This is a genomic window from Porphyrobacter sp. MBR-49, from assembly GCF_053628655.1.
In genome coordinates, this window is the sequence record NZ_JBRJGU010000001.1 from 251110 (window position 1) to 273097 (window position 21988).

The 21988-nt window shown below is 63.6% G+C and carries 23 protein-coding genes; 6 read left to right on the forward strand and 17 right to left on the reverse strand.

Translation table 11 applies throughout. The features are described from left to right. Nucleotides 1-3 precede the first annotated feature (3 nt). Nucleotides 4-576 (reverse strand): hypothetical protein, encoded by a 573-nt coding sequence (locus tag ACSSV3_RS01135; protein ID WP_354326080.1) that lies wholly within the window; start codon nucleotides 574-576, stop codon nucleotides 4-6. 341 nt (nucleotides 577-917) lie between these two features. On the opposite strand from ACSSV3_RS01135, the gene ACSSV3_RS01140 reads away from it, so the two are divergent. Continuing rightward, on the forward strand, nucleotides 918-1946 hold the full coding sequence (locus tag ACSSV3_RS01140) for a phytanoyl-CoA dioxygenase family protein (RefSeq protein WP_354326079.1): 1029 nt from the start codon (nucleotides 918-920) through the stop codon (nucleotides 1944-1946). Between the two features lie 13 nt (nucleotides 1947-1959). On the opposite strand, the gene ACSSV3_RS01145 is transcribed toward ACSSV3_RS01140, so the two are convergent. The 8 genes from ACSSV3_RS01145 to ACSSV3_RS01180 form a co-directional block, all read right to left on the reverse strand. Next, complete coding sequence (locus tag ACSSV3_RS01145) at nucleotides 1960-2481, reverse strand: demethoxyubiquinone hydroxylase family protein (protein WP_354326120.1); 522 nt, start codon at nucleotides 2479-2481, stop codon at nucleotides 1960-1962. Beyond that, complete coding sequence (locus ACSSV3_RS01150) at nucleotides 2481-2957, reverse strand: disulfide bond formation protein B (protein ID WP_354326078.1); 477 nt, start codon at nucleotides 2955-2957, stop codon at nucleotides 2481-2483. Before ACSSV3_RS01150 ends, ACSSV3_RS01145 begins: the two co-directional genes overlap by 1 nt. Nucleotides 2958-2967: 10 nt before the next feature. After that, nucleotides 2968-4329 (reverse strand): S41 family peptidase, encoded by a 1362-nt coding sequence (locus ACSSV3_RS01155; protein ID WP_354326076.1) that lies wholly within the window; start codon nucleotides 4327-4329, stop codon nucleotides 2968-2970. A gap of 133 nt (nucleotides 4330-4462) precedes the next feature. Continuing rightward, nucleotides 4463-5704, reverse strand: coding sequence for a murein hydrolase activator EnvC family protein (locus ACSSV3_RS01160; RefSeq protein WP_354326074.1), 1242 nt, complete (start codon nucleotides 5702-5704; stop codon nucleotides 4463-4465). Nucleotides 5705-5708: 4 nt separating this feature from the next. Further along, the gene (locus tag ACSSV3_RS01165) at nucleotides 5709-6134 is read right to left on the reverse strand and encodes a 23S rRNA (pseudouridine(1915)-N(3))-methyltransferase RlmH (RefSeq protein ID WP_354326072.1); all 426 of its coding nucleotides are present in this window, start codon (nucleotides 6132-6134) and stop codon (nucleotides 5709-5711) included. Between the two features lie 143 nt (nucleotides 6135-6277). Continuing rightward, nucleotides 6278-6631, reverse strand: coding sequence for a ribosome silencing factor (gene rsfS / locus ACSSV3_RS01170; RefSeq protein WP_354326118.1), 354 nt, complete (start codon nucleotides 6629-6631; stop codon nucleotides 6278-6280). Between the two features lie 174 nt (nucleotides 6632-6805). Beyond that, a complete protein-coding gene (locus tag ACSSV3_RS01175) occupies nucleotides 6806-7489 on the reverse strand; it encodes a nicotinate-nucleotide adenylyltransferase (protein ID WP_454184734.1) in 684 nt (227 codons plus the stop codon). 19 nt (nucleotides 7490-7508) lie between these two features. Next, nucleotides 7509-8798 carry a glutamate-5-semialdehyde dehydrogenase gene (locus ACSSV3_RS01180; protein ID WP_354326115.1) on the reverse strand — a complete coding sequence of 430 codons (1290 nt, stop codon included), beginning with the start codon at nucleotides 8796-8798 and terminating at the stop codon, nucleotides 7509-7511. 288 nt (nucleotides 8799-9086) lie between these two features. On the opposite strand from ACSSV3_RS01180, the gene ACSSV3_RS01185 reads away from it, so the two are divergent. Further along, nucleotides 9087-10271 carry a M23 family metallopeptidase gene (locus tag ACSSV3_RS01185; RefSeq protein ID WP_354326070.1) on the forward strand — a complete coding sequence of 395 codons (1185 nt, stop codon included), beginning with the start codon at nucleotides 9087-9089 and terminating at the stop codon, nucleotides 10269-10271. 10 nt (nucleotides 10272-10281) lie between these two features. Then, complete coding sequence (locus tag ACSSV3_RS01190; protein ID WP_354326113.1) at nucleotides 10282-10650, forward strand: bactofilin family protein; 369 nt, start codon at nucleotides 10282-10284, stop codon at nucleotides 10648-10650. Nucleotides 10651-10659: 9 nt separating this feature from the next. On the opposite strand, the gene ACSSV3_RS01195 is transcribed toward ACSSV3_RS01190, so the two are convergent. From ACSSV3_RS01195 to ACSSV3_RS01220, 6 genes are all read right to left on the reverse strand, one after another. Beyond that, a complete protein-coding gene (locus tag ACSSV3_RS01195) occupies nucleotides 10660-12324 on the reverse strand; it encodes an AMP-binding protein (RefSeq protein ID WP_354326068.1) in 1665 nt (554 codons plus the stop codon). A gap of 122 nt (nucleotides 12325-12446) precedes the next feature. Continuing rightward, the gene (locus ACSSV3_RS01200) at nucleotides 12447-13190 is read right to left on the reverse strand and encodes a DUF1013 domain-containing protein (RefSeq protein ID WP_354326066.1); all 744 of its coding nucleotides are present in this window, start codon (nucleotides 13188-13190) and stop codon (nucleotides 12447-12449) included. A gap of 101 nt (nucleotides 13191-13291) precedes the next feature. Further along, nucleotides 13292-14389 carry a glycosyltransferase family 4 protein gene (locus tag ACSSV3_RS01205; RefSeq protein ID WP_354326065.1) on the reverse strand — a complete coding sequence of 366 codons (1098 nt, stop codon included), beginning with the start codon at nucleotides 14387-14389 and terminating at the stop codon, nucleotides 13292-13294. 5 nt (nucleotides 14390-14394) lie between these two features. Beyond that, nucleotides 14395-15306 (reverse strand): UDP-2,3-diacylglucosamine diphosphatase, encoded by a 912-nt coding sequence (locus ACSSV3_RS01210; protein WP_354326064.1) that lies wholly within the window; start codon nucleotides 15304-15306, stop codon nucleotides 14395-14397. Between the two features lie 99 nt (nucleotides 15307-15405). Further along, complete coding sequence (locus ACSSV3_RS01215) at nucleotides 15406-16035, reverse strand: glutathione S-transferase family protein (protein ID WP_354326062.1); 630 nt, start codon at nucleotides 16033-16035, stop codon at nucleotides 15406-15408. Further along, the gene (locus ACSSV3_RS01220) at nucleotides 16028-17062 is read right to left on the reverse strand and encodes an NAD(P)H-quinone oxidoreductase (protein WP_454184735.1); all 1035 of its coding nucleotides are present in this window, start codon (nucleotides 17060-17062) and stop codon (nucleotides 16028-16030) included. Before ACSSV3_RS01220 ends, ACSSV3_RS01215 begins: the two co-directional genes overlap by 8 nt. Before the next feature lie 102 nt (nucleotides 17063-17164). Here ACSSV3_RS01220 and ACSSV3_RS01225 point away from each other — a divergent pair, with 102 nt between their 5' ends. Beyond that, nucleotides 17165-17368: a DUF1192 family protein gene (locus ACSSV3_RS01225; RefSeq protein ID WP_354326061.1), complete on the forward strand. Its 204-nt coding sequence runs from the start codon at nucleotides 17165-17167 to the stop codon at nucleotides 17366-17368. Between the two features lie 133 nt (nucleotides 17369-17501). Then, nucleotides 17502-19856, forward strand: a complete 2355-nt coding sequence (gene clpA, locus ACSSV3_RS01230; RefSeq protein WP_354326059.1) for an ATP-dependent Clp protease ATP-binding subunit ClpA — start codon at nucleotides 17502-17504, stop codon at nucleotides 19854-19856. A gap of 60 nt (nucleotides 19857-19916) precedes the next feature. On the opposite strand, the gene ACSSV3_RS01235 is transcribed toward clpA, so the two are convergent. Beyond that, nucleotides 19917-20231: a hypothetical protein gene (locus ACSSV3_RS01235; protein WP_354326057.1), complete on the reverse strand. Its 315-nt coding sequence runs from the start codon at nucleotides 20229-20231 to the stop codon at nucleotides 19917-19919. A 196-nt stretch (nucleotides 20232-20427) separates the two neighbouring features. Here ACSSV3_RS01235 and ACSSV3_RS01240 point away from each other — a divergent pair, with 196 nt between their 5' ends. Further along, nucleotides 20428-21690, forward strand: coding sequence for a SulP family inorganic anion transporter (locus tag ACSSV3_RS01240; RefSeq protein WP_354326056.1), 1263 nt, complete (start codon nucleotides 20428-20430; stop codon nucleotides 21688-21690). Between the two features lie 16 nt (nucleotides 21691-21706). On the opposite strand, the gene ACSSV3_RS01245 is transcribed toward ACSSV3_RS01240, so the two are convergent. Further along, nucleotides 21707-21988, reverse strand: a complete 282-nt coding sequence (locus ACSSV3_RS01245) for a DUF167 domain-containing protein (RefSeq protein WP_354326054.1) — start codon at nucleotides 21986-21988, stop codon at nucleotides 21707-21709.

Sequence of the window (21988 nt, forward strand, 5' to 3'; positions counted from 1 at the left end):
GCGTTATAGCGGCTGATCGCTCTCGGCCTCGGGCGGCGGCAGCGCGCCTTCGGTCGGCACCTCCGCATCACGTTCGCGCTCAAGCCGCTCCATATATTCGCGCTCGATCATTTCGACCCGCTCCTGCTCGGCAGCAGCATCGGTGTCGATGTTTGACAGGCGCTCGGCCCGCGCTTCTTCGATCAGTTGGCTGAAACGCACGTTTTCGCTCTCAGCGCGATCTTTGTAAGCGGCTTCGATGAATTTCTGGGTGCAGCCGGTGAACCCGCCTGCGCCTGCCGGACTGCAACTCATTGTCCCGAAATCGCCGACATACTTGAATGATTCCACCCGCCGCGCCCAGGCAACATTCTCGGGTGAGTCGCTTTGGCGCAGGTTGGGTGGGATGCGGTAGCGATCAGCCTCCACCAGAATTTCGCAAATGACCACCTCGCCCGGCTGCGCGACCGGACATTCATCTTCGCTATAGGCGATCACCATGTTGATTTTTTCATCGGCGCTCTGCGCCGCAGCCGGAACACCGGTGACCGTCAGAGCAGCCATTGCAAACAAAGCGGGGGTCAACACGAACTTCATTCGGCCGGTTCTTTCGTTTCTAATGCGTTTTTGCAGGTCGCCAAGTGGTGTTACAGTGATCGAAGTCTAGCGATGAACCATCCAATGCCTGCGTTCCAAAGCACTTGTCCAGCCCGCTTTCTCTATCACATGATTTTATCGGAGCCTAACCGGCGAAAGCTGAACTGACGCTGTCCCCCTCCCAAAAACCGGCAAGGTCTGACACGCAAATGCCCGGAGGATCCACAAGAATGCAACAGGTTCTGTGCGAATCCGGCAGTTTGAAACAGGTTCAATTCGCTGACATATCTGCTAAACGTTCCAAAGCAGCCCGCAAGCAAAGGGCTAAGGAAAATCGTCGCATGGCCAGCAGTTTTGTCAAAATCCTGATGGCTCCGGTCTGGCTTTTACAGCTTGCGACGGGGGCCAAGAGCTTCCTCGACAATCCATTGATCGGCTCCCAAGCCCTGAACCGGCGCGGCCTGCATGTGGCCCGCGTCAGGTTTGCCAATGCGATGTGCCTGTGGCGTCGAAGGCGGCTGGCAAAGGCGGTTCGGGCTGACTGGCGTGAAGCGTTTGACCGCGATGGCTTCGTCGCGATCCCCAACATCATCCCGGATGAAGAATTTGCCGCCCTGCGCGACGCAATTCTGGGTTACGTGGGCGATGCGCGCGAAATGCAGCAGGGGGATGCGATAACCCGGCGCATGGCGATTGATCCGGCCATGCTGCAGGCGATCCCGGCGCTGCGACGGCTGCTTGATCGCCGCGATATCATGGCGTTGCAGCATTACGTGGCCAGCTATCGCACCGCTCCGCTCCACTACATCCAGACCATTGTAAGCAAGATCGGTGACGGGGGAGATGACCCCCAGGAAACCATGCATGCCGATAGCTTTCACGCATCACTGAAATCGTGGTTGTTTCTCAATCCTGTGGCCATCGAGGATGGGCCGTTTGCCTATGTTCGCGGATCGCACCGCTTCACGCCAGAACGGCTGGACTGGGAATATAACCGCAGCCTTGCCGATCCACGCGCGATTGACCGGCTGTCCGCACGCGGATCGCCGCGCACCACCGCGCATGAGCTTGAGGCGATGCATTTGCCGCCACTGGAAAAGATGGCGGTTGCCGCGAACACTCTGGTGGTTGCCGATACGGTCGGGTTTCATGCGCGGGCACCATCAACGGTGGGCGGGGAACGCGTGGAAATCTGGTCCTATGCGCGCCGCAACCCGTTTCTGCCGTGGATCGGCGGTGACTTGTTGAGCCTGCCGGGCCTTGCCGAGCGGCGGATTGGGTGGGTTTGGTCGCTGCGCGACAGATTCGAGAGCCTGATCGGCCAGCCATGGAAGCCGGTTGGGCGGCGGCGGCCAGCCGATTTTGATTGAGCGGGGCTGACGGTTAAACCCGCTCGCTCACCTTGATGGCGATGCGGCAGCCCAGCCGGATCGCGCCTGCCAGCAGCGGATAGGCGGGTGCGCGTTCGGCGCCGCTCGCCAGCGCGGCGTCGCGGTGTTCGCGTTCATCGTCGCGGAAGGCGGTGATCATGTCTGCCAGTTCAGGGTCGGCCCCGCTCGCCTCCAGCTTGTCAATCTGTTCGCTGTAATGCTTGTCGATCTCGGTTTCGATCGCCGCCGTGCAGGCCATCGCCGCTTCGGGGCCGAGCAGCGCCGTGCCAGCGCCCAGCGCATAGCCCGCCGCCGACCAGAACGGATGCAGCGCCGTCGGCCGCACACCGCGCCCGGCCAGCAGCGCATCGAATTTGGCGCGGTGTTCGCGTTCCTGTTCGGCCATGTGGCGGATTTGCGCGGAATGCGGCCCGCGATCACCCATCACCGCCAATTGGCCTTCGTAAATCCGGGTCGCGCCGAATTCACCGGCCTGATCGACCCGGATCATGCGGTGGAGTTCTTGCCTGTCCATCATCCGTTCCCTTCGCCTGCGCCTGCCTTAGAATACGCAGCCAGCGCCACAATAGCCGCACCGCCGATGCAGGAAATCAGAAAATTATACCCTGCCAGTGAAATGCCCCATAGCGTCCACGGCGCAACATCGCAGCGGATCAGCGGCGCTGCGGCGGGGTTCATCACGTCGATCCCCGAAGGCAGGGTTGAGCACCCGGTAATCCCGGCCCACCAGCCATATTCGACCCCGGCGTGGAAGCCCCCGATCACCCCGGACGTGATGATCGCCAGCCCCGCCAGCGCAGCCCAAACCTGCGGCGGCTTCAAAAAGAAGGCGAGCGCGCCAATGCCAAGCGCCGCGAAATGCGGGTAGCGCTGCCACCAGCACATCTCGCACGGCGGCAGGCCGAACCCATATTGCGCGATATAGGCCCCGCCCAGCAATGCAGCGGGCAACGCCAAGGCGAGCAACCTTGCCCTGTCCAGATTGTTCATACCGTTGGCCTTAAGGCTTGGCCGCGCGCGGTGCCGGGCGCAGCGCCACCGTGCTCTGCGTGGTGCGGCGCAGAGTTTTCAGCGCATAATCGAGCTGGAAGTCCTTAACTCCCTGCTCCTCCAGCTCGGCAGCGGTCAATTTGAAGCGCGGATCGGTGATCTTGTCCGCCTCCATCTCTTCATCCTTGATGCCGAGTTCGTTGATCAGATGCCCGCGCAGGTCGCTTTCGCGGGTCTGGTATTTGGCCCGCAAGGCCATGTCGGGATCGGACAGCTGCGGCACCGCGATATCGGGCTTGATCCCGCCTTCCTGCACCGATTTGCCCGCCGGGGTGAAATAGCGCGCGGTGGTCAGCTTTAAAGCCGCATTCTTGCCGAGCGGCAGCAGCGATTGCACCGATCCCTTGCCAAAGCTGCGTTCGCCCATGATCAGCGCGCGGCGGTGATCCTGCAATGCGCCTGCGACAATTTCCGATGCCGATGCCGACCCGGCATTGATCAGCACGATCATCGGCACGCCTTCGGCCATATCGCCGGGATAGACGGTTTCGGCATCATACAGCATCGTTTCACCGCGCGCGCGCCCGCGCTGGCTGACGATCCGGCCCGAGGTGAGAAACAGGTCGGACAGCGCCACCGATTCATCCAGACTGCCGCCCGGGTTGTTGCGCAGATCAAGCACCAGACCATTGACCCGCCCACCGGGGGCCTTTTTCAGAATTTCCTGCCACGCCGCGAACACATCCGCGCCGACATTGGCAGAAAATTCGTTGACGCTGATGACGCCGATATTCCCGGCGGCGACTTCATGCGTGACCGGTTCGAGCGCGATCACGCCGCGCGTTACATCCACCTCCAGCGGCTCATCACGGCCGGGGCGGAAAATCGTCAACCGGATTGCCGAGCCCGCAGGGCCGCGCATCTGCGCCACCGCATCATCCAGATTTCCGCCGTAAATCAGCCTGCCGTCCAGATGGGTGATGAAATCGCCCGCCTTGACCCCGGCGCTGTCCGCCGGACTGCCACGGAACGGCGAGATCACCTTGACCGCGCCATCCTCCATCACCACCGACAGGCCAAGGCCCGAATATTGCCCGTCAATCATCGTCTCCAGCCGCTGGAGATCGCTGCCATCGAGATAGGCCGAATGGGGATCGAGCGCGGCCAGCATTCCGTCAATCGCGCCGCGGATCAGCACCTCGTCCTCAACCGGCTCGACATAGCTGGCCTTGACCCGCTGAAACACCGCGAACAGCTTGGCGAATTCAGGCCCGGCGCGGCCATCGACCTGCGCCATGGTGGCGGTGGTGGCGGGGATCAGCGCAACAGCGGTGACAAGTGCGGCGCTGCGCAGGAGGGCGGCGATTTTCATATGGGGTGCAAGGCTCCTTTATGGCGGTAATGTATAGGTTTGCCGAGCTTAACGCCAGATGAGAGCTGTGCGGACGATTGCAACCTGTCCCGGCGGTGCACAAAATCGCGGCGTGAGGTTGAGCCTTGGATGATTAGCGCAGTAATTGCAATGGGTTAACGGGCTCTCCGTCCCGCCGCAATTCGATCGTCACCGCTTGCGCTGCGCCATCGGCCATGCCCAGCGGGCTGCCGCCGATGACATTATCGCCCACCGCCACGTTCACCCGCTGAAGCCCGGTGACAAGGCTGGTCCAGCCGCCAGCATGTTCGATAATCACGATTCGTCCGAACCCGCGATATTCGCCGGCAAAGGCCACCCGCCCGCGTCCCGGCGCGACCACTTGCGCCCCCGAGGCCGGGGCGAGCGTTAATCCGGTGCTGGCGATGCCACTGTCGCGCTTGGCGCCGAACCCGATCAGCGTGCGCCCCTGCACCGGAAGCTGGAAATCCGCAGGCGGCGGGGCGCTGGCGGCAGAGGGGGGCGCATTATTGGGCGCAGCCAAGGCTTCCGGGGCGAGCGGCGCGGCGAGATCAGCCGGACGCAGCACCGGCCCCGGCAGCGCGGCGAGTTCACGCCGCAATGCCGCCACTTCGTCAAGCTTGTCGACCAATCCATCCAGATCGCGCGCTTCTTCGGCCAGCGCCAGCGCGCGCTCAGCCTCACGCATGGCCGCGCCGCGTGCACTGCGTGAGGCGATGCGTTGCTGGTTTTCAACCGCGGCGAGGCTTTGGCGGCGTTCCCGCAGCATCCCTTCGCTGCTGCGCAACTGATCGAGCGAGCGCGCCGCCTGCGCTTCCAATGCGCGCCCGCGATCAAGCTCACTACGCAGCGCGGCGGTGCGGGCGCGGATCTGCGGCACCGCGCTATCGAGCACCGCGCGCACATAGACCACGTCTTTGAGCGACCCCGGTTGCAGCGCCGACAGCGCCAGCGGGCGGCGCGCTGCGGTTTGCAAGGCAGCGGTGAGGCGCGCGGTCGGTTCTTGTTTTGCAGCCAGCCTTGCGGTCAAATCGGCGCGCTCGGCCCGCGCGATCGAATAGCGCGCGCGTGCGGCTTCGATATCGGCTTCGGCCTGCTGAATCCGCGCGGCGAGCGCGGCGGCTTCGTTGGCGGTGCGCTGCACGGCTTCGGTGGCGGCTTCGGCCTCACGCGAAAGGCGGGCGGCGCGGGCTTCGGCAAGGCGGCTTTCGCGGGTGGCGCGGGTCAGCGCGGCCTCGGCCTCATCGGGCGCGATCAGCTGCACGGCGGTTTGCGCGCGGGTGGCTGGCAGCATCGCAAGCAGCGCGGCGCAAGTGGCGGCGGTGCACAGGGCAAGCAGCGCAGAGCGGTTCATTGTCCTATCCTGCCCGATGATAGGGGTGTCCGGCAAGGATGGTGGTGGCGCGGTAAAGCTGCTCCATCAGCATCGCGCGCGCCAGCATATGCGGCCAGGTGGCAGGGCCGAAGGCGAGCAGCAGATCGGCAGAAGCGCGCTCATCGTCCGAATGGCCATCCGCCGCGCCCAGCATAAACCGGGTTTCGCGCACACCATCATCGCGCCAGCGGCCCAGCAAGGCGGCAAAATCCTCTGACGTCATCGCCTTGCCCCGTTCGTCGAGCAGCACCGTGCGGCAGGGATTAAGCGGATCGGCCAGCTTGCCCGCGCCGGTATCGGGCCATTCGGTCAGCTTGACCGGCCACGTCAGGCGTTTGGCATAACGATCAACCAGATCGCCCTCGGGCGACCGACCAATTTTCCCGCGCGCGATGATGTGGAGGAGCATTTTTTGTTTGGCCTCAAGCGCCGGCGCGCGCGTCCGCGCGCTTGGCTATCCTCGCTCACGCGACCTGAAGGTCGCATCGCTGCGGGCGGCCGGTCGGCCTTGCGGCTTGCTGCGCAAGCCGAACCAGCACTCAATCACTCTGGTCAGACGCGCCCGGTCGCCGCCGTGTCCGATCCCTCGAACGACCACATCCGTTCAAGATTGTAAAAGCTGCGCACTTCGGGGCGGAACAGGTGCACCACCACGTCGCCCGCATCGATCAGCACCCAGTCGGCGGCGGGCAGACCTTCGATCCGCGCATGGCCGAACCCGGCTTTCTTGATCTCTTCAGCCAGTTTCTGCGCCATCGCAGCAACCTGCCGGGTCGACCGCCCGCTGGCGATCACCATGTGATCGGCAATCGAGCTTTTCCCCGCGAGCGGGATCGAAACGATTTCCTGCGCTTGATCATCATCAAGCTGGGTCAGAACCAATTGGTGCAGCGCATCGGCGTCCATGTCAGAACGCGCCAGCGTTTGGGCTGCCGTGGCAGCGGCTTGAACCGCACCGGGCGGCACGGACGCGACAAAGGCTTCGGTAATCGGCAATCGGGTATCTCCAGATATCAGGGCGATGGGAACGAACGGCACGCAGACGAACAAACGATGGAGCCGAAACGCTTAAGCAGCGTCTCATGCCTCCTCCTCTGACCGGATGCTGCGAAATGTCAGCCGATCACGCACCGGGGCTCTGCGTTTCCCATTTTCCGAATCCGTGCCGAGAATATCCTCAGCCCATCCCGCATTGGCGCGGCGAAAAGCCGTGGCCGAGCGGTGATCCGGATCAAAACGCAATAACACCAGAACCGGTGCGCTCCATTGCCCCCGTTTCCGAATACTGGCAGCGGGCACACGATAGCGCCTGAGCCAGGCCATGGCGGGGCTCGTCATGGCGGCTGCATCATAGCCGGGCCGGGCGACCACCGCAATCGGCATTGTCCGCGCGATCCTCCGCCAGTCTTTCCAGCGGTGCAACTGGGCGAGATTATCCGCCCCCATCAACCAGATGAACCGCCGTTTGGGGTAACGCCGGACGAGCTTTGCCAGCGTGTCGGCAGTGTAGCGGGTGCCCAATTCACGTTCGATCGCGGTCGGCACAATCGGTGCGCGGCGCGCCTGATGGTTGGCTGATCGCAGCCGCGCGGCGAGCGGGGCCATGCCTGCTTTCGGCTTCAACGGATTGCCGGGGGACACCAGCCACCACACCGCGTCCAGCCCCAGCGCCTCAGCCGCGAACAGGCTGACCCGGCGATGCCCGCCATGCGCGGGGTTGAAGCTGCCGCCGAGCAGCCCGGTCAGGATCGGGATCGAACGCAATGAAGTCAGGGCCGAAAGCTCATGGCCGCGCCTGGCCTTGCCCGCGCACCTGCCATTTGTAGGTCGTCAGCCCTTCCAGCGCGACCGGCCCGCGCGCGTGCAGCCGCCCTGTGGCAATTCCGATCTCTGCGCCGAGGCCAAATTCGCCCCCATCGGCGAATTGGGATGAGGCGTTGTGCATCACGATCGCGCTGTCGACTTCGGCAAGGAAGCGTTCGGCGGCGGCATCATCGGCCGTCACGATAACATCGGTATGGCCCGAAGAATGGCGCGCGATGTGCGCTAGCGCCGCGTCCAGCCCATCTACCATCGCAACTGACAGGATCGCATCGAGATATTCGGTGTCCCAATCATTCGCGCTGGCCGGGATCACACGGCTGTCGAGCGCGCGGATACGCTCATCACCGCGCACTTCGCAGCCCGCCGCGATCAACGCGGCGACCAGCGCGGCGGCATGGGGAAAGGCCGAATCGATCAGCAGCGTCTCCATCGCCCCGCAAATGCCGGTGCGGCGCAATTTGGCATTGAGCGCGAGCGCGCTCGCCATGTCCGGATCAGCGGCGGCGTGGACATAGGTGTGGCAGATGCCATCCAAATGCGCGAGCACCGGGACACGCGCATCGGCCTGCACCCGTGCGACCAGGCTTTTGCCCCCGCGCGGCACGATCATGTCGATCAGTCCCGCAGCGGCCAGCATCGCGCCCACGGCGGCGCGGTCTTGCGTCGGGATCAGTTGCACCGCTTCGGTCGGAACGCCGCCTTCGACCAGCCCTTCAACCAGTGCGGCGTGGATCGCGCGGTTGGAATGCACCGCCTCGCTCCCCCCGCGCAGCAGCGCCGCATTGCCCGCGCGCACGCACAGCGCGGCGGCATCGGCGGTGACATTGGGGCGGCTTTCATAGATGATCCCGATGGTGCCGATCGGCACCCGGATGCGCTGGAGACGCAGGCCATTGGGCCGTTCAGCCGAATCAATCACCTCGCCGACCGGATCGGGCAGATCGGCCACAGCGCGCACCGCCTGCGCGATGCCCGCCAGCCGCGTTTCGTCCAGCGCCAGCCGGTCAAGCATCGCTTGCGCCAGCCCGTTCGCCTGTCCTGCCGCAAGGTCACTTGCGTTTGCAGCAAGAATGGCGGGCGCCGAAGCCTCAAGCCGTTCAGCCGCGCGGTGGAGTGCAGCGGCGCGGGCCGCGCTGGTCATCATCGCCAGCTGGCGCTGGGCTTTGCGCGCCGCACGGGCCATCGCGGTGACGAGTATTTCATGATCGGTGTCGTTCGAGTGAGTCGATTGGGTTGCTGTCTGGGTCATGTCGCTGAGTCTAGCAGCCGCATCGCCGATTGTCAGGCCCGACATCGGCAAGAGGGCGGGCAAATCGGGGCTTTCATTGCAAGGTTGGCACGAATCAGGAACAACGGCAGTGATGATGCGAAATTTGCAACCTGTTCAGGCAGCCTTCACGCAAGATGACTCCGACTTGAACCATTCACCGCGATTCCGCTTCGCTTCAACCTCCTTGTCGCCAGCGGGATTCGACCGCGTGCGAGGGTGCTGTTAGCGCGCTGACACCGGGGCGTTCAAAACAAAATCGGGGTCGGAGTGTCAGACAGGATTACCGCGCAGAAGTGGGGCGAGCGGCTGCGACAGTGGTTCCCCGACCGTGAGTTTTTCATGCGCGCCGACGGGCAGGTGCGCTTCATCAAGCTATCATCGAAATTGCAGATCCGCGTCGCGGCGGGCGCAGTGGCGCTGGCGCTGGGATGGTTGATCGCGCTCGCCGTGATGGGCTGGGGCCAATACCGCGCCGAATCCGATCTCGCGTCCTTCGCTGAAGAAAAGGCCCGCGTCGCCACCGCCAGCGAACGGCTGGACGCCTATGGCGGCGATCTTGGCCGGGTGGTGAGCGAGCTGGAGCAACGCCAGCAATTCCTCGAAGAAATGGCGCAGATGCTGCCTGAGGACATGATCGCCCAGGGCGATGCCACCGGCACCGTCACCGATTCTTCCGACGAATCCGCCAAGACCATCGAAAAAGTCGGCGCACTGATCCCGCAAGCGCGCGGCCTCGCCGAGGTTGAAGCCCGCCAGCTCGCCTTTGTCGAACGCCTGACCCGCTTCGCCGATGCCCGCGCCCGCCGCGCCGAAGCAGCGATGCGCAAACTCAATCTCGACCCGCGCGCGATGAGCCGCCAGACCCAAACACTGCAAGCAATGGGTGGCCCGTTCGAAGCTTTGAGCGGCGCTGACGGCGCTATCGACCCGCGCTTTGAACGGCTCGGCCTCAGCCTTACGCGCATGGCGGTGCTGGAACGCGCGTTGAACGGCATCCCGCAGGTCGTGCCTGCCACGGTCGAGAACATCACCTCAGGTTTTGGCTATCGCCGCGATCCGTTCAATGGCCGCAGCGCGATGCATTCCGGAATCGATTTCAAGGGCGTAACAGGATCGCCGATCTTTGCCGCTGCCGATGGCCGCGTGACCCATGCCGGGTGGAAATCAGGCTATGGCAAGGCGGTGGAAATCACCCACGGCAATGGCATGATGACCCGCTATGCGCACTTGTCGCGTATCGATGCGCGGGTTGGCCAGCAGGTCGATGCCGGGGCCACCATCGGCGGGCTGGGCAGCACCGGCCGTTCAACCGGCCCGCATCTGCATTTCGAAGTCCGCATCAATAACCGCGCGGTCAATCCGCGCCCGTTTCTGGAGGCCGCCCCCGATGTTCTCAAAGAAGCCCGCAGCGCCGGACCGGACCGTCTCGCCGCCGCCACGGCCCGCAAATAGGAGCAGCATGATGGCTTCGGGTTCAACCTTTTCGGTGATCGGCGCGGATGTGGTGATCAAGGGCGATATCAACGCCACCGCCGATCTGCACGTCGACGGCACGATCGAAGGCGACATCAAATGCGCCTCGCTGGTGCAGGGCGAATCGAGCAGCATCAGCGGCGCAGTGACCGCAGAAAGCGCGCGGATGGCAGGCAAGCTCAACGGATCGATCACCGCGCGTGAGCTGGTGATCCTCAAAAGCGCGCAGATCGAAGGCGATGTGCATTACGATGCGCTGACGATCGAACAGGGCGCGCAGGTCGATGGCCGCTTCGCCCCCAATGCGCGCCAGCCGGTGAAGGCCGTGCCATCGGTGCGTGTCGAAGCGGCGGAATAAACCGCCCGCCTACAATACCTCGGCGCGCAGGGTTTTGCGGTCGAGCTTGCCGATAATGGTTTTGGGCAGGCTGTCGCGAATCACAACCTGATCGACCCGTTCGTGCTTGCCGATTTTGGCGTTGAGCCAAGCGCGCAGTTCCTCCCCCGTCGCGCCGCCAGCCTCGTGTAGCGTGACATAGGCGCGGGGCACTTCGCCGTGATATTCTTCGGGAACGCCGATCACCAGCGCCTCTTTCACCGCCGGATGTTCGACAATCACGTCCTCGACCACGCTGGGAAATACCTTGAACCCGCCAACCGCGATCATATCCTTGATCCGGTCAACGATGGCGAGGAACCCGTCCGCGTCGATCTGCGCGACATCGCCGGTGCGCAGATAGCGTTTGCCATCACGTTCAACAAAGGTGTCACCGTCGCTTTCAGGGCGGTTCCAATAACCGCGCATCACCTGCGGGCCGCACACGGCGAGCTCGCCCGGCTCGCCATCGGGGGCGAGGCGGGTCGGGTCTCCCTTGTCGAGCAGGATCACTTGCGTGCCGGGCACCAACTGCCCGATGGTGCCGCGTTTGCGCGTGCCTTCATAAGGATTGGCCGACACCACGCCCGAACTTTCGGTAAGGCCATAGCCTTCGACCAGCCGCACCCCGGTGACTTCTTCAAACTGCACATGCACCGGCGCAGGCATCGGCGCGCCGCCGGAAATGCAGATTTTGAGGCTGGAAAGATCGGTTTTCGCCAGATCGGGATGATCGAGCATCGCCTGAAACATCGTTGGCACACCGGGAAAACCGGTGCAGCGATAGCGCGCAATCGTCTCCAGCACCTGCTTCGTTTCAAACCGCGGCACCATTGCGATCGAAGCGCCGGTGGCGACGGCGTGGTTGAGCAGCGCAGTGTTGGCGAACACATGAAAGAACGGCAGCGCCCCCATGAACACCTCCGCGCGGGCATTGCCAAACGGGTTGATCGCGGCGACCTGCTGCGCGTTGATGCTGAGCTGATCGTGCCCCAGCATTGCGCCCTTGGGCCGCCCGGTGGTGCCGCCGGTATATTGCAGCAGCGCCAGATCGGTGTGCGGATCTAGCGAAACGGGGGTGAAAGGCGTGTCGGGCGCGCAATCCTTCCAGCGGCGAATGGTCGGCCCATAGGTGACATCGGCGATTTGTTTACGTTTGAGCAGTTTGAACGCGATGCCCTTCGCCCAGGGCAGCATATCGGCAAGGCTGCCGACCACCAGCATTTCCAGCCCGGATGCGGCCTGCACCTTGGCTGCGGTGCCATAAAGTTCGGGCACATCCAGCGTCACCAGCACCCGCGTGCCGCTGTCTTCGACCTGCCAGCTCAGCTCCTCAACCGAATAGAGCGGCGAGAAATTGACGACAATCGCACCCGCCATCATCGCCCCGTAATAGGCGGCGGCGTAGATCGGGACATTGGGCAGGAACAGGCCGACCCGGTCGCCCTTGGCAATCCCCATCGCCTGAAGCCCCGCAGCAAAGCACTGCGCCTCTGCGCGAATTTCTCGATAGGAATAGGTGCGCCCGAGGAAATGCAGGAACGGCGCGTCGGGGGCCTCCCCGGTGGTGCGTTCAAACAGCGCTGGCAGGCTGATCGCCGCAAACTGTGTGTCGGGCGGGGTCGGGTGGTGATAGGCAGCGTTATTGACAGTCATGGCAGCGATGGTGACTGACATCACGCTGGCGCACAAGCGAAACTCGCTGATGCAATGTCGCTTTCATGCAAATTCGCGCGTGGCTTTGCCGAGGTGCTGGTGCAGCACCTCGGCACGCCCGATCAGTTCTGGATGAACCCGCTTTCGGGGTCGATCTTTTCTTCGGCGGCTTCGGCAGCGCGGCGGGCGGCGAGCCAGCTTTGCGCCTCGGCTTCCTGCGCGGCGGCACCGGCAGCCTTGACGTTGGCATCGCGTTCGGCGCGCAATTCTTCGATCAGCTTTTCGCGATCATTGCGCTCGGACCTGACCGGAGCATCGGCGTCTTCGGTGATCCCGGCGCGCTTGGCGGCCTTGGCCACCATCGCATCAAGCTCACGCTGTGAACACAGGCCCAGCGTCACCGGGTCTTTCGGCGTGATGTTCTGGATGTTCCAGTGGCTGCGGTCGCGAATCGCGCCGATGGTGTTGCGGGTGGTGCCGATCAGCTTGCCGATCTGCGCATCCGACACTTCGGGATGGCTGCGCAGGATCCACGCGATGCCATCGGGCTTGTCCTGCCGCCGGGACACCGGGGTATAACGCGGGCCCTTGGTGCGGGTCGCTTCGGCCGGGGCCTTGTGCATCTTGAGCGAATAGGTCGGGTCAGCCTGACCCAGCTCAATCTCGCCCTGCGTAAGCTCGCCCGAGTGCAGCGGATCGCGACCGGTATATTTGCTGCCCGCCAGATCATCGGCCATCGCCTGGACTTCTAGGATGTGTATCCCGCAGAATTCGGCGATCTGTTCGAATGACAGCGCGGTGTTGTCCACCAGCCAGGTTGCGGTGGCGTGCGGCATCAGCGGCTTGGGCTGATCCTTGATGGCCATGGGGGAATCTCCGTTGAAAATAGAAGGGCCGCCCCTTTCGGAGCGGCCACATTGCTAGCCCTTATAGGCCAAGCCTCCGCCGACGGCAAGCAAACCTTGATTCAGAACGCAGGTGCGGCTGCAAGCGAGACGGTGTGTTCTTCCTTCAACGCCGCCAGTCCCGCCAAAAACTGGCGTGTCGCCGCCTCCCAGCTGAAGCCCGCCGCATAGGCAGCGCATTCGGTTCCGTCGCAATAGCGCGCCGCGTCAATCGCGCGGGTCAGGTCTTCGGAAAGCGCACCAACCGCGTCGGTGACGATATCAATCGGGCCGGGCACCGGGAAAGCCGCAACCGGGGTTCCGCAGGCCAGCGCCTCGATCATCACGAGGCCGAATGTATCGGTGCGGCTGGGGAACACGAACACGTCGGCCCCGGCATAACAACCCGCGAGCTCCGCGCCCATGCGCTTGCCCAGAAACAGCGCATCGGGAAACTTCGCCGCCAACGCGCCGCGCGCCGGACCATCGCCGACCACCACCTTGGTGCCGGGGTAATCGCAGGCGAGGAAGGCTTCGATGTTCTTTTCCACCGCGACCCGCCCGACATAGAGCAGGATCGGGCCTTCCAGACCGGCATATTCAGGCGGCGGCGGCGCGGTGGGGGAAAAGCAGGCGAGATCAACCCCCCGGCTCCAATGGGTAAGCTGGGTCAACCCCTGTTCGCGCAGCTGCGCGCGGATCGTCTCGGTCGCCACCATGATCGTTTCCGCCGGACGGTGGAACCAGCGGATATAGGGCCAGAAAAAGCGCGCGGGCAGGCCAGTGCGGCGTGCAAGGTAATCGGGAAACTGGGTGTGGTAAGCGGTGGTGAACGGCACCTTGCGGCGGACGCAATATCGCCGCGCGGCAAAGCCCAATGGCCCTTCGGTGGCGATATGCACCGCATCAGGCGCGATTTTCGCCAATTGCCGCCCCACCGCGCCGGGCGCGGTCAGCGCCAGCCGGATTTCGGGATAGGTCGGCGCAGGCATCGAAGGGTAGCCTTCGGGCGAGATCACCGTCACCTGATGCCCCCAGCGGCGCAGCACATCGCAAGTGGTCGACAAGGTGCGCACCACCCCGTTGGTCTGCGGGTGCCACGCATCAGTGATAATCGCGATCGAAGCGGGTGTGGCCGGGGCCGGGGCGAGGGCCGCGGTATCAGGGGTGATGGTGGTCAACCGGTTCACGCCGCCTCGCGCGTCGCACGGGCCGGATCGGCGGGCGCGGCCGGAACCTGCTCGGCCTCGCGGCGTTTGATCTCATCAGGCCAGTGGAGGATTTCCATCCGTCCATCGTGATGTTCGACCAGCGCGTTGCAGCCTTCCACCCAATCGCCATCATTCCAGTATTCGATCTGGCGGCCATCGTGATCGAACGTGCGAAATTCGGCGGTGTGGATATGGCCGCACACGACCCCGTCAACCCCGCGTTCCCCGGCGGCGCGGGCGACGACTTCTTCGTATTTGCCGATGAACTCGACCGCGTTCTTGACCTTGTGCTTGGCCGCTTTGGACAGCGACCAATAGGGCTTGCCCAGCCAGCGCCGCACCGCGTTGACCGCGACATTCAGCCTCATCATCAGGTGGTAGGCATTATCACCAACGAACGCGAGCCAGCGGTGCGATAGCATCACCGCATCGAATTCATCGCCGTGCAGCACCATCAGCCGCCGCCCATCGGCGGTATCGTGAAAGGCGGCGCGGCGAATTTCGATCCCGCCAAAGTTCAACCCGGTGAACTGCCGGAACATTTCGTCATGATTGCCGGGGATGTAGATGATGCGGGTATCGCGCTTGGCCCGTTTCAGAATGCGCCAGACGATGTCATTATGCGCAGCGGGCCAGTAGAATTTTTTCTTCAGCCGCCAGCCATCGATGATGTCGCCGACCAGATACATCAGATCGCTGTCGGTATTGTCGAGGAAGTCGATCAGCATATCGGCATTGCAGCCCTTGGTGCCGAGATGCACGTCGCTGATCCAGATGGTGCGGAAGCTGCGCCGCTCGCCATTGGCGGGTTCCGGCGTGCGCGGAGCGGACAGCGGCAGGCTGGTAATGTTGTCGCTGATCAGATCGGACAGATCGGCACCGGTCATGGTAATTCCCTGCGTGTCACGTCGTGTTCAGACGCGGACATAACAGCGGAATGTTACAAGCGTCGCGCAGACGCGTGACGGTTTGGAGTCAAACCCCAGTCAATCCATCGCGATAAAGCCAGGCAGCGCCTCGATCCGCGCAATCCAGGCGAGGATATGCGGATAATCGCCAAGACCGAAACCGCCTTCTTCCGCGACATGGGTATAAGCGAACAGCGCAATATCGGCGAGCGTCACCGTGGGGCCGCAGAAGAAGGTGTGATCCGTCAGATGGCGGTTCATCAGATCGAGCGCAGCACAGCCCGCCATCCGCTTCGCCATCACCTGCGCGCGCTGTTCGGCGGTAAGGTTCTTCTCGCCCACAAAGCGCAGCCAGAACCGCAGCGTCGCGATGTTGGGTTCGTGATTATACTGTTCAAAGAACATCCAGCGCAGCACGTCAGCCTGCGCAAAGCGGTCTGCCGGGATCAGGGCACTGCCATGCGCAAGATACCAGCAGGCGGCGTTGCTTTCGGGCAGGAAACGCGCCTGCGCACCCGCGCCGATCTCAAGCACCGGGATGCGCCCATTGGCGTTGACGCGGGCAAGAAATTCGGGCGTCCGGGTTTCGCCCTTCATGATATCATAGGCGCGCGTTTCCAGCGGCAGGCCGAGCAGCGCGGCGGTCAGCTTGATCTTGTAGCAGTTCCCGCTGCGCGGGTCTTCGTGGAGGGTCAGCGCCTCAGCCATTGTCCGTGCCCTTGGCCACTTCCAGCACGATCTTGCCGATATGCGCGCCTGCTTCCATCCGCGCATGGGCGGCGGCGGCTTCGGCGAGGGGGAAGGTCATGTCCATTACCGGAGAAAGCTCTCCGCTCGCGAACAGCGGCCAGGCATTGTCGGCGATTTCATCCGCCAGCGCGGCTTTGAAAGCGTCGGAACGCGGGCGCAGCGTCGATCCGGTCAGCGTCAGCCGCCGCATCATCACCGTCGCCATATTGAGATCGGCCTTGGCCCCGCCCAGCAGCGCGATGGTAACGTGGCGGCCGTCTTCGGTGAGGCATTTGAGGTTGCGCGCGACATAATCGCCCGACACCATGTCGAGCACGATGTTGACGCCCTTGCCCCCCGTATGCGCGGCGATGGCCTCGACAAAATCCGTCTCGCGGTAATTGATCGCGAGGTCGGCCCCGATCCGGCGGGCGGCGGCGCATTTGGCTTCATCGCCGCAGGTCACGATCACCTCCATGCCGAACGCCTTGGCCAGCATGATCGCCATTGTCCCGATGCCCGAAGTGCCGCCATGCACCAGCACCCGCTCACCATCGCGCGCCAGCCCGCGTTCAAACAGGTTGTGCCACACGGTGAACAGCGTTTCGGGCAGCGCCGCGGCTTCGGCCAGCAGCATCCCTTCAGGCACGGGCAGGCAGTGCTGCCAATGCGCGGCGCAATATTCGGCGTAGCCCCCGCCCGGCGTCAACGCGGCGACATATTGCCCGATCATTTCGCGCGGAGCTTCGGAGCCGACCGCCACCACTTCGCCCGCGACCTCAAGCCCCAGCAGCGGCGATGCCCCCGGCGGCGGCGGATAGGCACCGGCGCGTTGCAGGCAATCGGGGCGGTTGACCCCGGCATAGGCGACCCGGATCAGCACATCATTGGGGCGCAGGCGCGGCAGGGGGGCGGTTTCGATCCGCAGCACATCCGGCCCGCCGGGCGCATCGAACCCGATCGCAGCCATGTTTTCGGGCAGTTCCGCGCCATTGCCTGCGATCATTACCAAAATCCCCCTGATCCAGCTTCGTTAACCACTTGATGCGCGCCAATAACCGTGTCTCGGATTGACAGCAACCCGCTTGGCTTGCGATGCTGCATCCTGATGGAAGAACCCGATCTGCCAAGACCCAAAGGAGACGCGGCCGCCCGCCTCGCGGCGGAGGATCTTGCGCCCTATTCCCAGGCTGAATTGGCGACCCGTATCGCGCAGCTCGAAGCGGAAATAGCGCGCGTGATCGCCCACCGCGACAAAGCCGCCGCGCACCGCGCCGCCGCCGATGCGCTGTTCGCAAAGGGCGGCGGATGATCTGCCGCGCGCCCTCCCTCGCCTTGATGGTAACGGATTCGCAATTTTATCGCGCGATCCCATATGATGCGCAAATGGCTTTCCCCGCTCGTTCGCCACGAGCACTTACCGCCCGCTGAAAAAGGCCGCTCCCATGCCCAGCTTCGCCCAGAACCTTGAACGCACGCTGCACAACGCGCTCGGCAATGCGTCTGACCGGCGGCACGAATATGCCACGCTCGAACACCTGCTGCTGGCGTTGATCGATGATGAGGATGCCGCCCAGGTGATGGCCGCCTGCGGGGTCGATCTGGCCGAGCTGGGTGAAGTGGTGAAGCAGTATCTTGATCAGGAATATCAGTCGCTTAAAACAGAAGATGGGGCCGATCCGCAGCCCACTGCCGGGTTCCAGCGGGTGATCCAGCGCGCGATCCTGCACGTGCAATCTTCGGGCAAGGATACCGTCACGGGTGCCAACGTGCTGGTCGCGCTATTTTCCGAACGCGATAGCTATGCGGTCTATTTCCTCCAGCAGCAGGATATGAGCCGGCTGGATGCGGTCAGCTATATCAGCCACGGCATCGGCAAGGGTGGCCGCCAGATCGAACCCAAGACCGCGCAGGGCACTGACAAGCCCGACGAACCGGCGCAGACAAAAGAAGGCGGCAACAAGAAAGAAACCGCGCTCGACCAGTTCACCGTCAACCTCAACGCGCGGGCTGAGGCCGGCAAGATCGATCCGCTGATCGGGCGCGGGCCGGAGGTTGACCGCACGATCCAGATTCTCTGCCGCCGGTCAAAGAACAACCCGCTCTATGTCGGCGATCCCGGCGTCGGCAAAACCGCGATTGCCGAAGGGCTGGCGCGCAAGATCGTTGAAGGCGACGTGCCCGAAGTGCTGAACGAAGCGGTGATCTACTCGCTCGACATGGGCGCATTGCTGGCGGGCACGCGTTATCGCGGCGATTTCGAGGAACGGCTGAAACAGGTCGTCAACGAACTGGAAGCGATGCCGCACGCGGTGTTGTTCATTGACGAGATTCACACCGTGATCGGCGCAGGGGCGACCAGCGGCGGGGCGATGGATGCGTCCAACCTGTTGAAGCCTGCATTGTCGAGCGGCGCAATCCGCTGCATCGGATCGACCACCTACAAGGAGTTTCGCAACCACTTCGAAAAGGATCGCGCGCTGCTGCGCCGGTTCCAGAAGATCGACGTGAACGAGCCGACGGTTGAGGATACGATCAAGATTCTGAAAGGCCTTCGCAGCGCCTTCGAAGAACACCACAAGGTGAAATACACCCCCGACGCGATCAAGACCGCGGTGGAACTGTCAGCACGCTACATCAATGACCGCAAATTGCCCGACAAGGCGATCGACGTGATCGATGAAGTCGGCGCGATGCAGATGCTGGTGCCCCCCAGCCGCCGCAAGAAGACCATCACCGCCAAGGAAATCGAAGCGGTGATCGCGACCATGGCGCGCATCCCGCCCAAATCGGTGAGCAAGGACGACAAGAAAGCGCTCGAAAACCTCGAACGCGATCTGAAACACGTGGTGTTCGGGCAGGACGAAGCGATCAAGCGGCTGTCGACCGCGATGAAGCTGAGCCGCGCAGGGCTGCGCGATCCGGACAAGCCGATTGGCAGCTTCCTGTTTTCCGGCCCCACCGGGGTGGGCAAGACCGAAGTTGCGCGTCAGCTTGCCAGCATCATGGGGATCGAGCTGAAACGCTTCGATATGTCCGAATATATGGAACGCCATAGCGTTTCCCGCCTGATCGGCGCGCCTCCGGGCTATGTCGGTTATGATCAGGGCGGCCTTTTGACCGATGCGATCGACCAGAACCCGCATTGCGTGCTGCTGCTCGACGAAATCGAAAAAGCGCACCCCGATCTGTTCAACATCCTGTTGCAGGTGATGGATAATGGCCGCCTGACCGATCATCACGGCAAGACCGTGGATTTCCGCAATGTCGTGCTGATCATGACCACCAACGCCGGCGCGTCCGACATGGCGCGCAGCGGGATCGGGTTCGGCGACGTGTCGAAAGAAGACGCCGGAACCGAGGCGGTGAACAAGATGTTCACGCCTGAATTCCGCAACCGGCTTGATGCGATTGTGCCGTTTGCCTACCTTGGCCGGTCAACCGTGGCGCGAGTGGTGGACAAGTTCATCCTCGAGCTGGAATTGCAGCTGGCCGAACAGAACGTCCACATCCAGTTTGATAGCGAAGCGCGCAGCTGGCTGGGCGACAAGGGCTATGACAAGCTGTACGGCGCCCGCCCGATGAGCCGGTTGATCCAGGACAAGATCAAACAACCGCTCGCCGAAGAACTGCTGTTCGGCAAGCTGTCAGACGGCGGTGAGGTGCAGGTCAGCGTCAAGGACGGCAAGCCGACCTTTGAAATCACCCCGGCCCCGCCGAAGGTGAAAGCAGTCAGAAAGCCCGCTGAGAAGAAAAAGGCCCCCGCGAAAAAGCCCGCGTCTGAGGCGGGAGAGGGCTGAGGCCCGACCGCACAACCGCCTCCCTTCTTTGAAAAAGAAAAGGGGGGGGCAGCAGTCGGCTTACTGAATGGCGGCGAGGTCAGCGGCGATTTTCGCCAGCACTTCCTCGGTAATCATCCCTTGCGAGAACGGCGCGACCGCGGTCAGGCTCATCGCCTTGAACTGTTCATAGGCCGGATGCTGATCGAGATCGGGCAAGGTCGTGAGCACCGCCGCCTTGGCGCGCTCATCAGCCATCAGCGCTTCGATCGGCATATCGACCGTGAACGCAGCAGCAGCAGCAGTGGTGGTGGCCGCATCATCTTCAGCGGCGAAGGCCGGGGCGGTCAGGGCAGCGGCAGCAAGGCCGAGCGCGGCCAGCGGAATGAACTTCATAAAAGCGGTTCCTTGTTGGCGCGACTGATAACCAGCGCGCCGTGCGGTGGATTTACCGCAAACATATGGCATTGCAATGAATATGGCGCAGGCTGGTGTTCGGCGCACAAGTCGCGCCGCGCAACTTCTGGGCGCAGCGCCATTTCCCCACCTCTTGGATTGCGTCGTCGCCAATCACGGCGTAGCGGCTGCGTTCATGCAACCGAAAATTCTGACCACAATGAAGGAATACAGCCCTTCGTTGTTCCTCGCCGATCTGATCGCGGGCGTGACTGTCGCGATGGTCGCGCTGCCGCTCAGCATCGCCATCGCGATCGCATCGGGCGCTGATCCGGCCAAGGGGCTGATTACCGCTGTCATCGGCGGGCTGCTGATTTCGCTGCTGGGCGGCAGCCGGGTGCAGATTGGCGGGCCGACCGGCGCGTTCATCGTGGTGGTGTTCGGGGTGATTGCCGAACATGGGTATGATGGGCTGGTGCTGGCCACGATGATGGCGGGCATTATCCTGATCGCGGCGGGCTGGCTGCGGATTGGCAATCTGATCGCCTATGTGCCCGAAGCGGTGATCAACGGCTTCACCATCGGTATCGCGATCATCATCGCCGCCAGCCAGATCAACGATTTCTTTGGCCTTGGCCTGACTGCGATACCCGCCGATTTCCTCGAAAAAATTCCTGCCCTGTGGGCGGCGCGCGGACTGTTGAACCCCTATGCGCTGGCCGCCGGTGCGGGGGCGTTGGGGTTGATTATTGTGCTGCGCTGGAAGTTCCCGCGCCTGCCCGGCCTGATCGTCGCCATCGCGGCGATTTCTGCAATCGCGGCGCTGGCGCAGTGGCCGGTCGATAGCATCGGATCGCGTTATGGTGCATTACCCAGCGGCCTGCCGTTCCCCAGCCTGCCCGATATCAGTGCGGCGCGGCTGATCGAGCTACTGCCATCGGCAATGGTGATCGCGTTCCTCGCCGCGATTGAATCGCTGCTTTCGGCGACGGTGGCGGATCGCATGATGGGCGGGCGGCATCGCCCCAATGCCGAGGTTTCCGCGCAAGGCTGGGCCAATCTGGGTTCCGGCCTGTTCGGCGGGATGCCCGCCACCGGAGCGATTGCGCGCACCGCCACCAACGTGCGCGCCGGGGGCAAGACCCCGGTTGCGGGCGTGCTGCACGCCATCATCATCCTGATCATCATGGTGGTGGCCGCCCCGCTGGCGGGTTATCTGGTGATGCCCGCGCTGGCCGCGCTGCTGCTGATCACCGCGTGGAACATGAGCGAGCCGCACAAGTGGCGCGGATATTGGGCAACGCCGCTGGCCGAACGCGGGTTGCTGGTGCTGACCATGGTGCTGACCGTGGTGGCTGATCTTACCATTGCCATCGGGGTCGGGGTGGTGCTGGGGCTTGCGCTGCGGCTGCGCGATGCGGGTGCAAAACCGGGCGCGTGGAGCGGGCCAGAGCGTTAATACCAGCGCGCTGATATCAAGCGTCGATCTGCACTAGCTTATCGCGCCCGGTCGCGCCGCGCAGCAGGTGCAGTTTTGACGGGGGGATGCCCAGCGCACGCGCCAACATCGCCAGCACCGCAGCGTTGGCCTCACCATCATGCGCCTTGGCCCGAACCTTGATCAGCACCGCGCCATCGCCCAGCGCAATCTGTTCGCTGCGCGCGCCCGGCGTAACCCTCAACGCCAATCGCCGCCGATCATCGGCCAGCGCCAACAGCGCCGCGGCGGGCGGGAAATCGGGCTTGGGCCGCGCCAT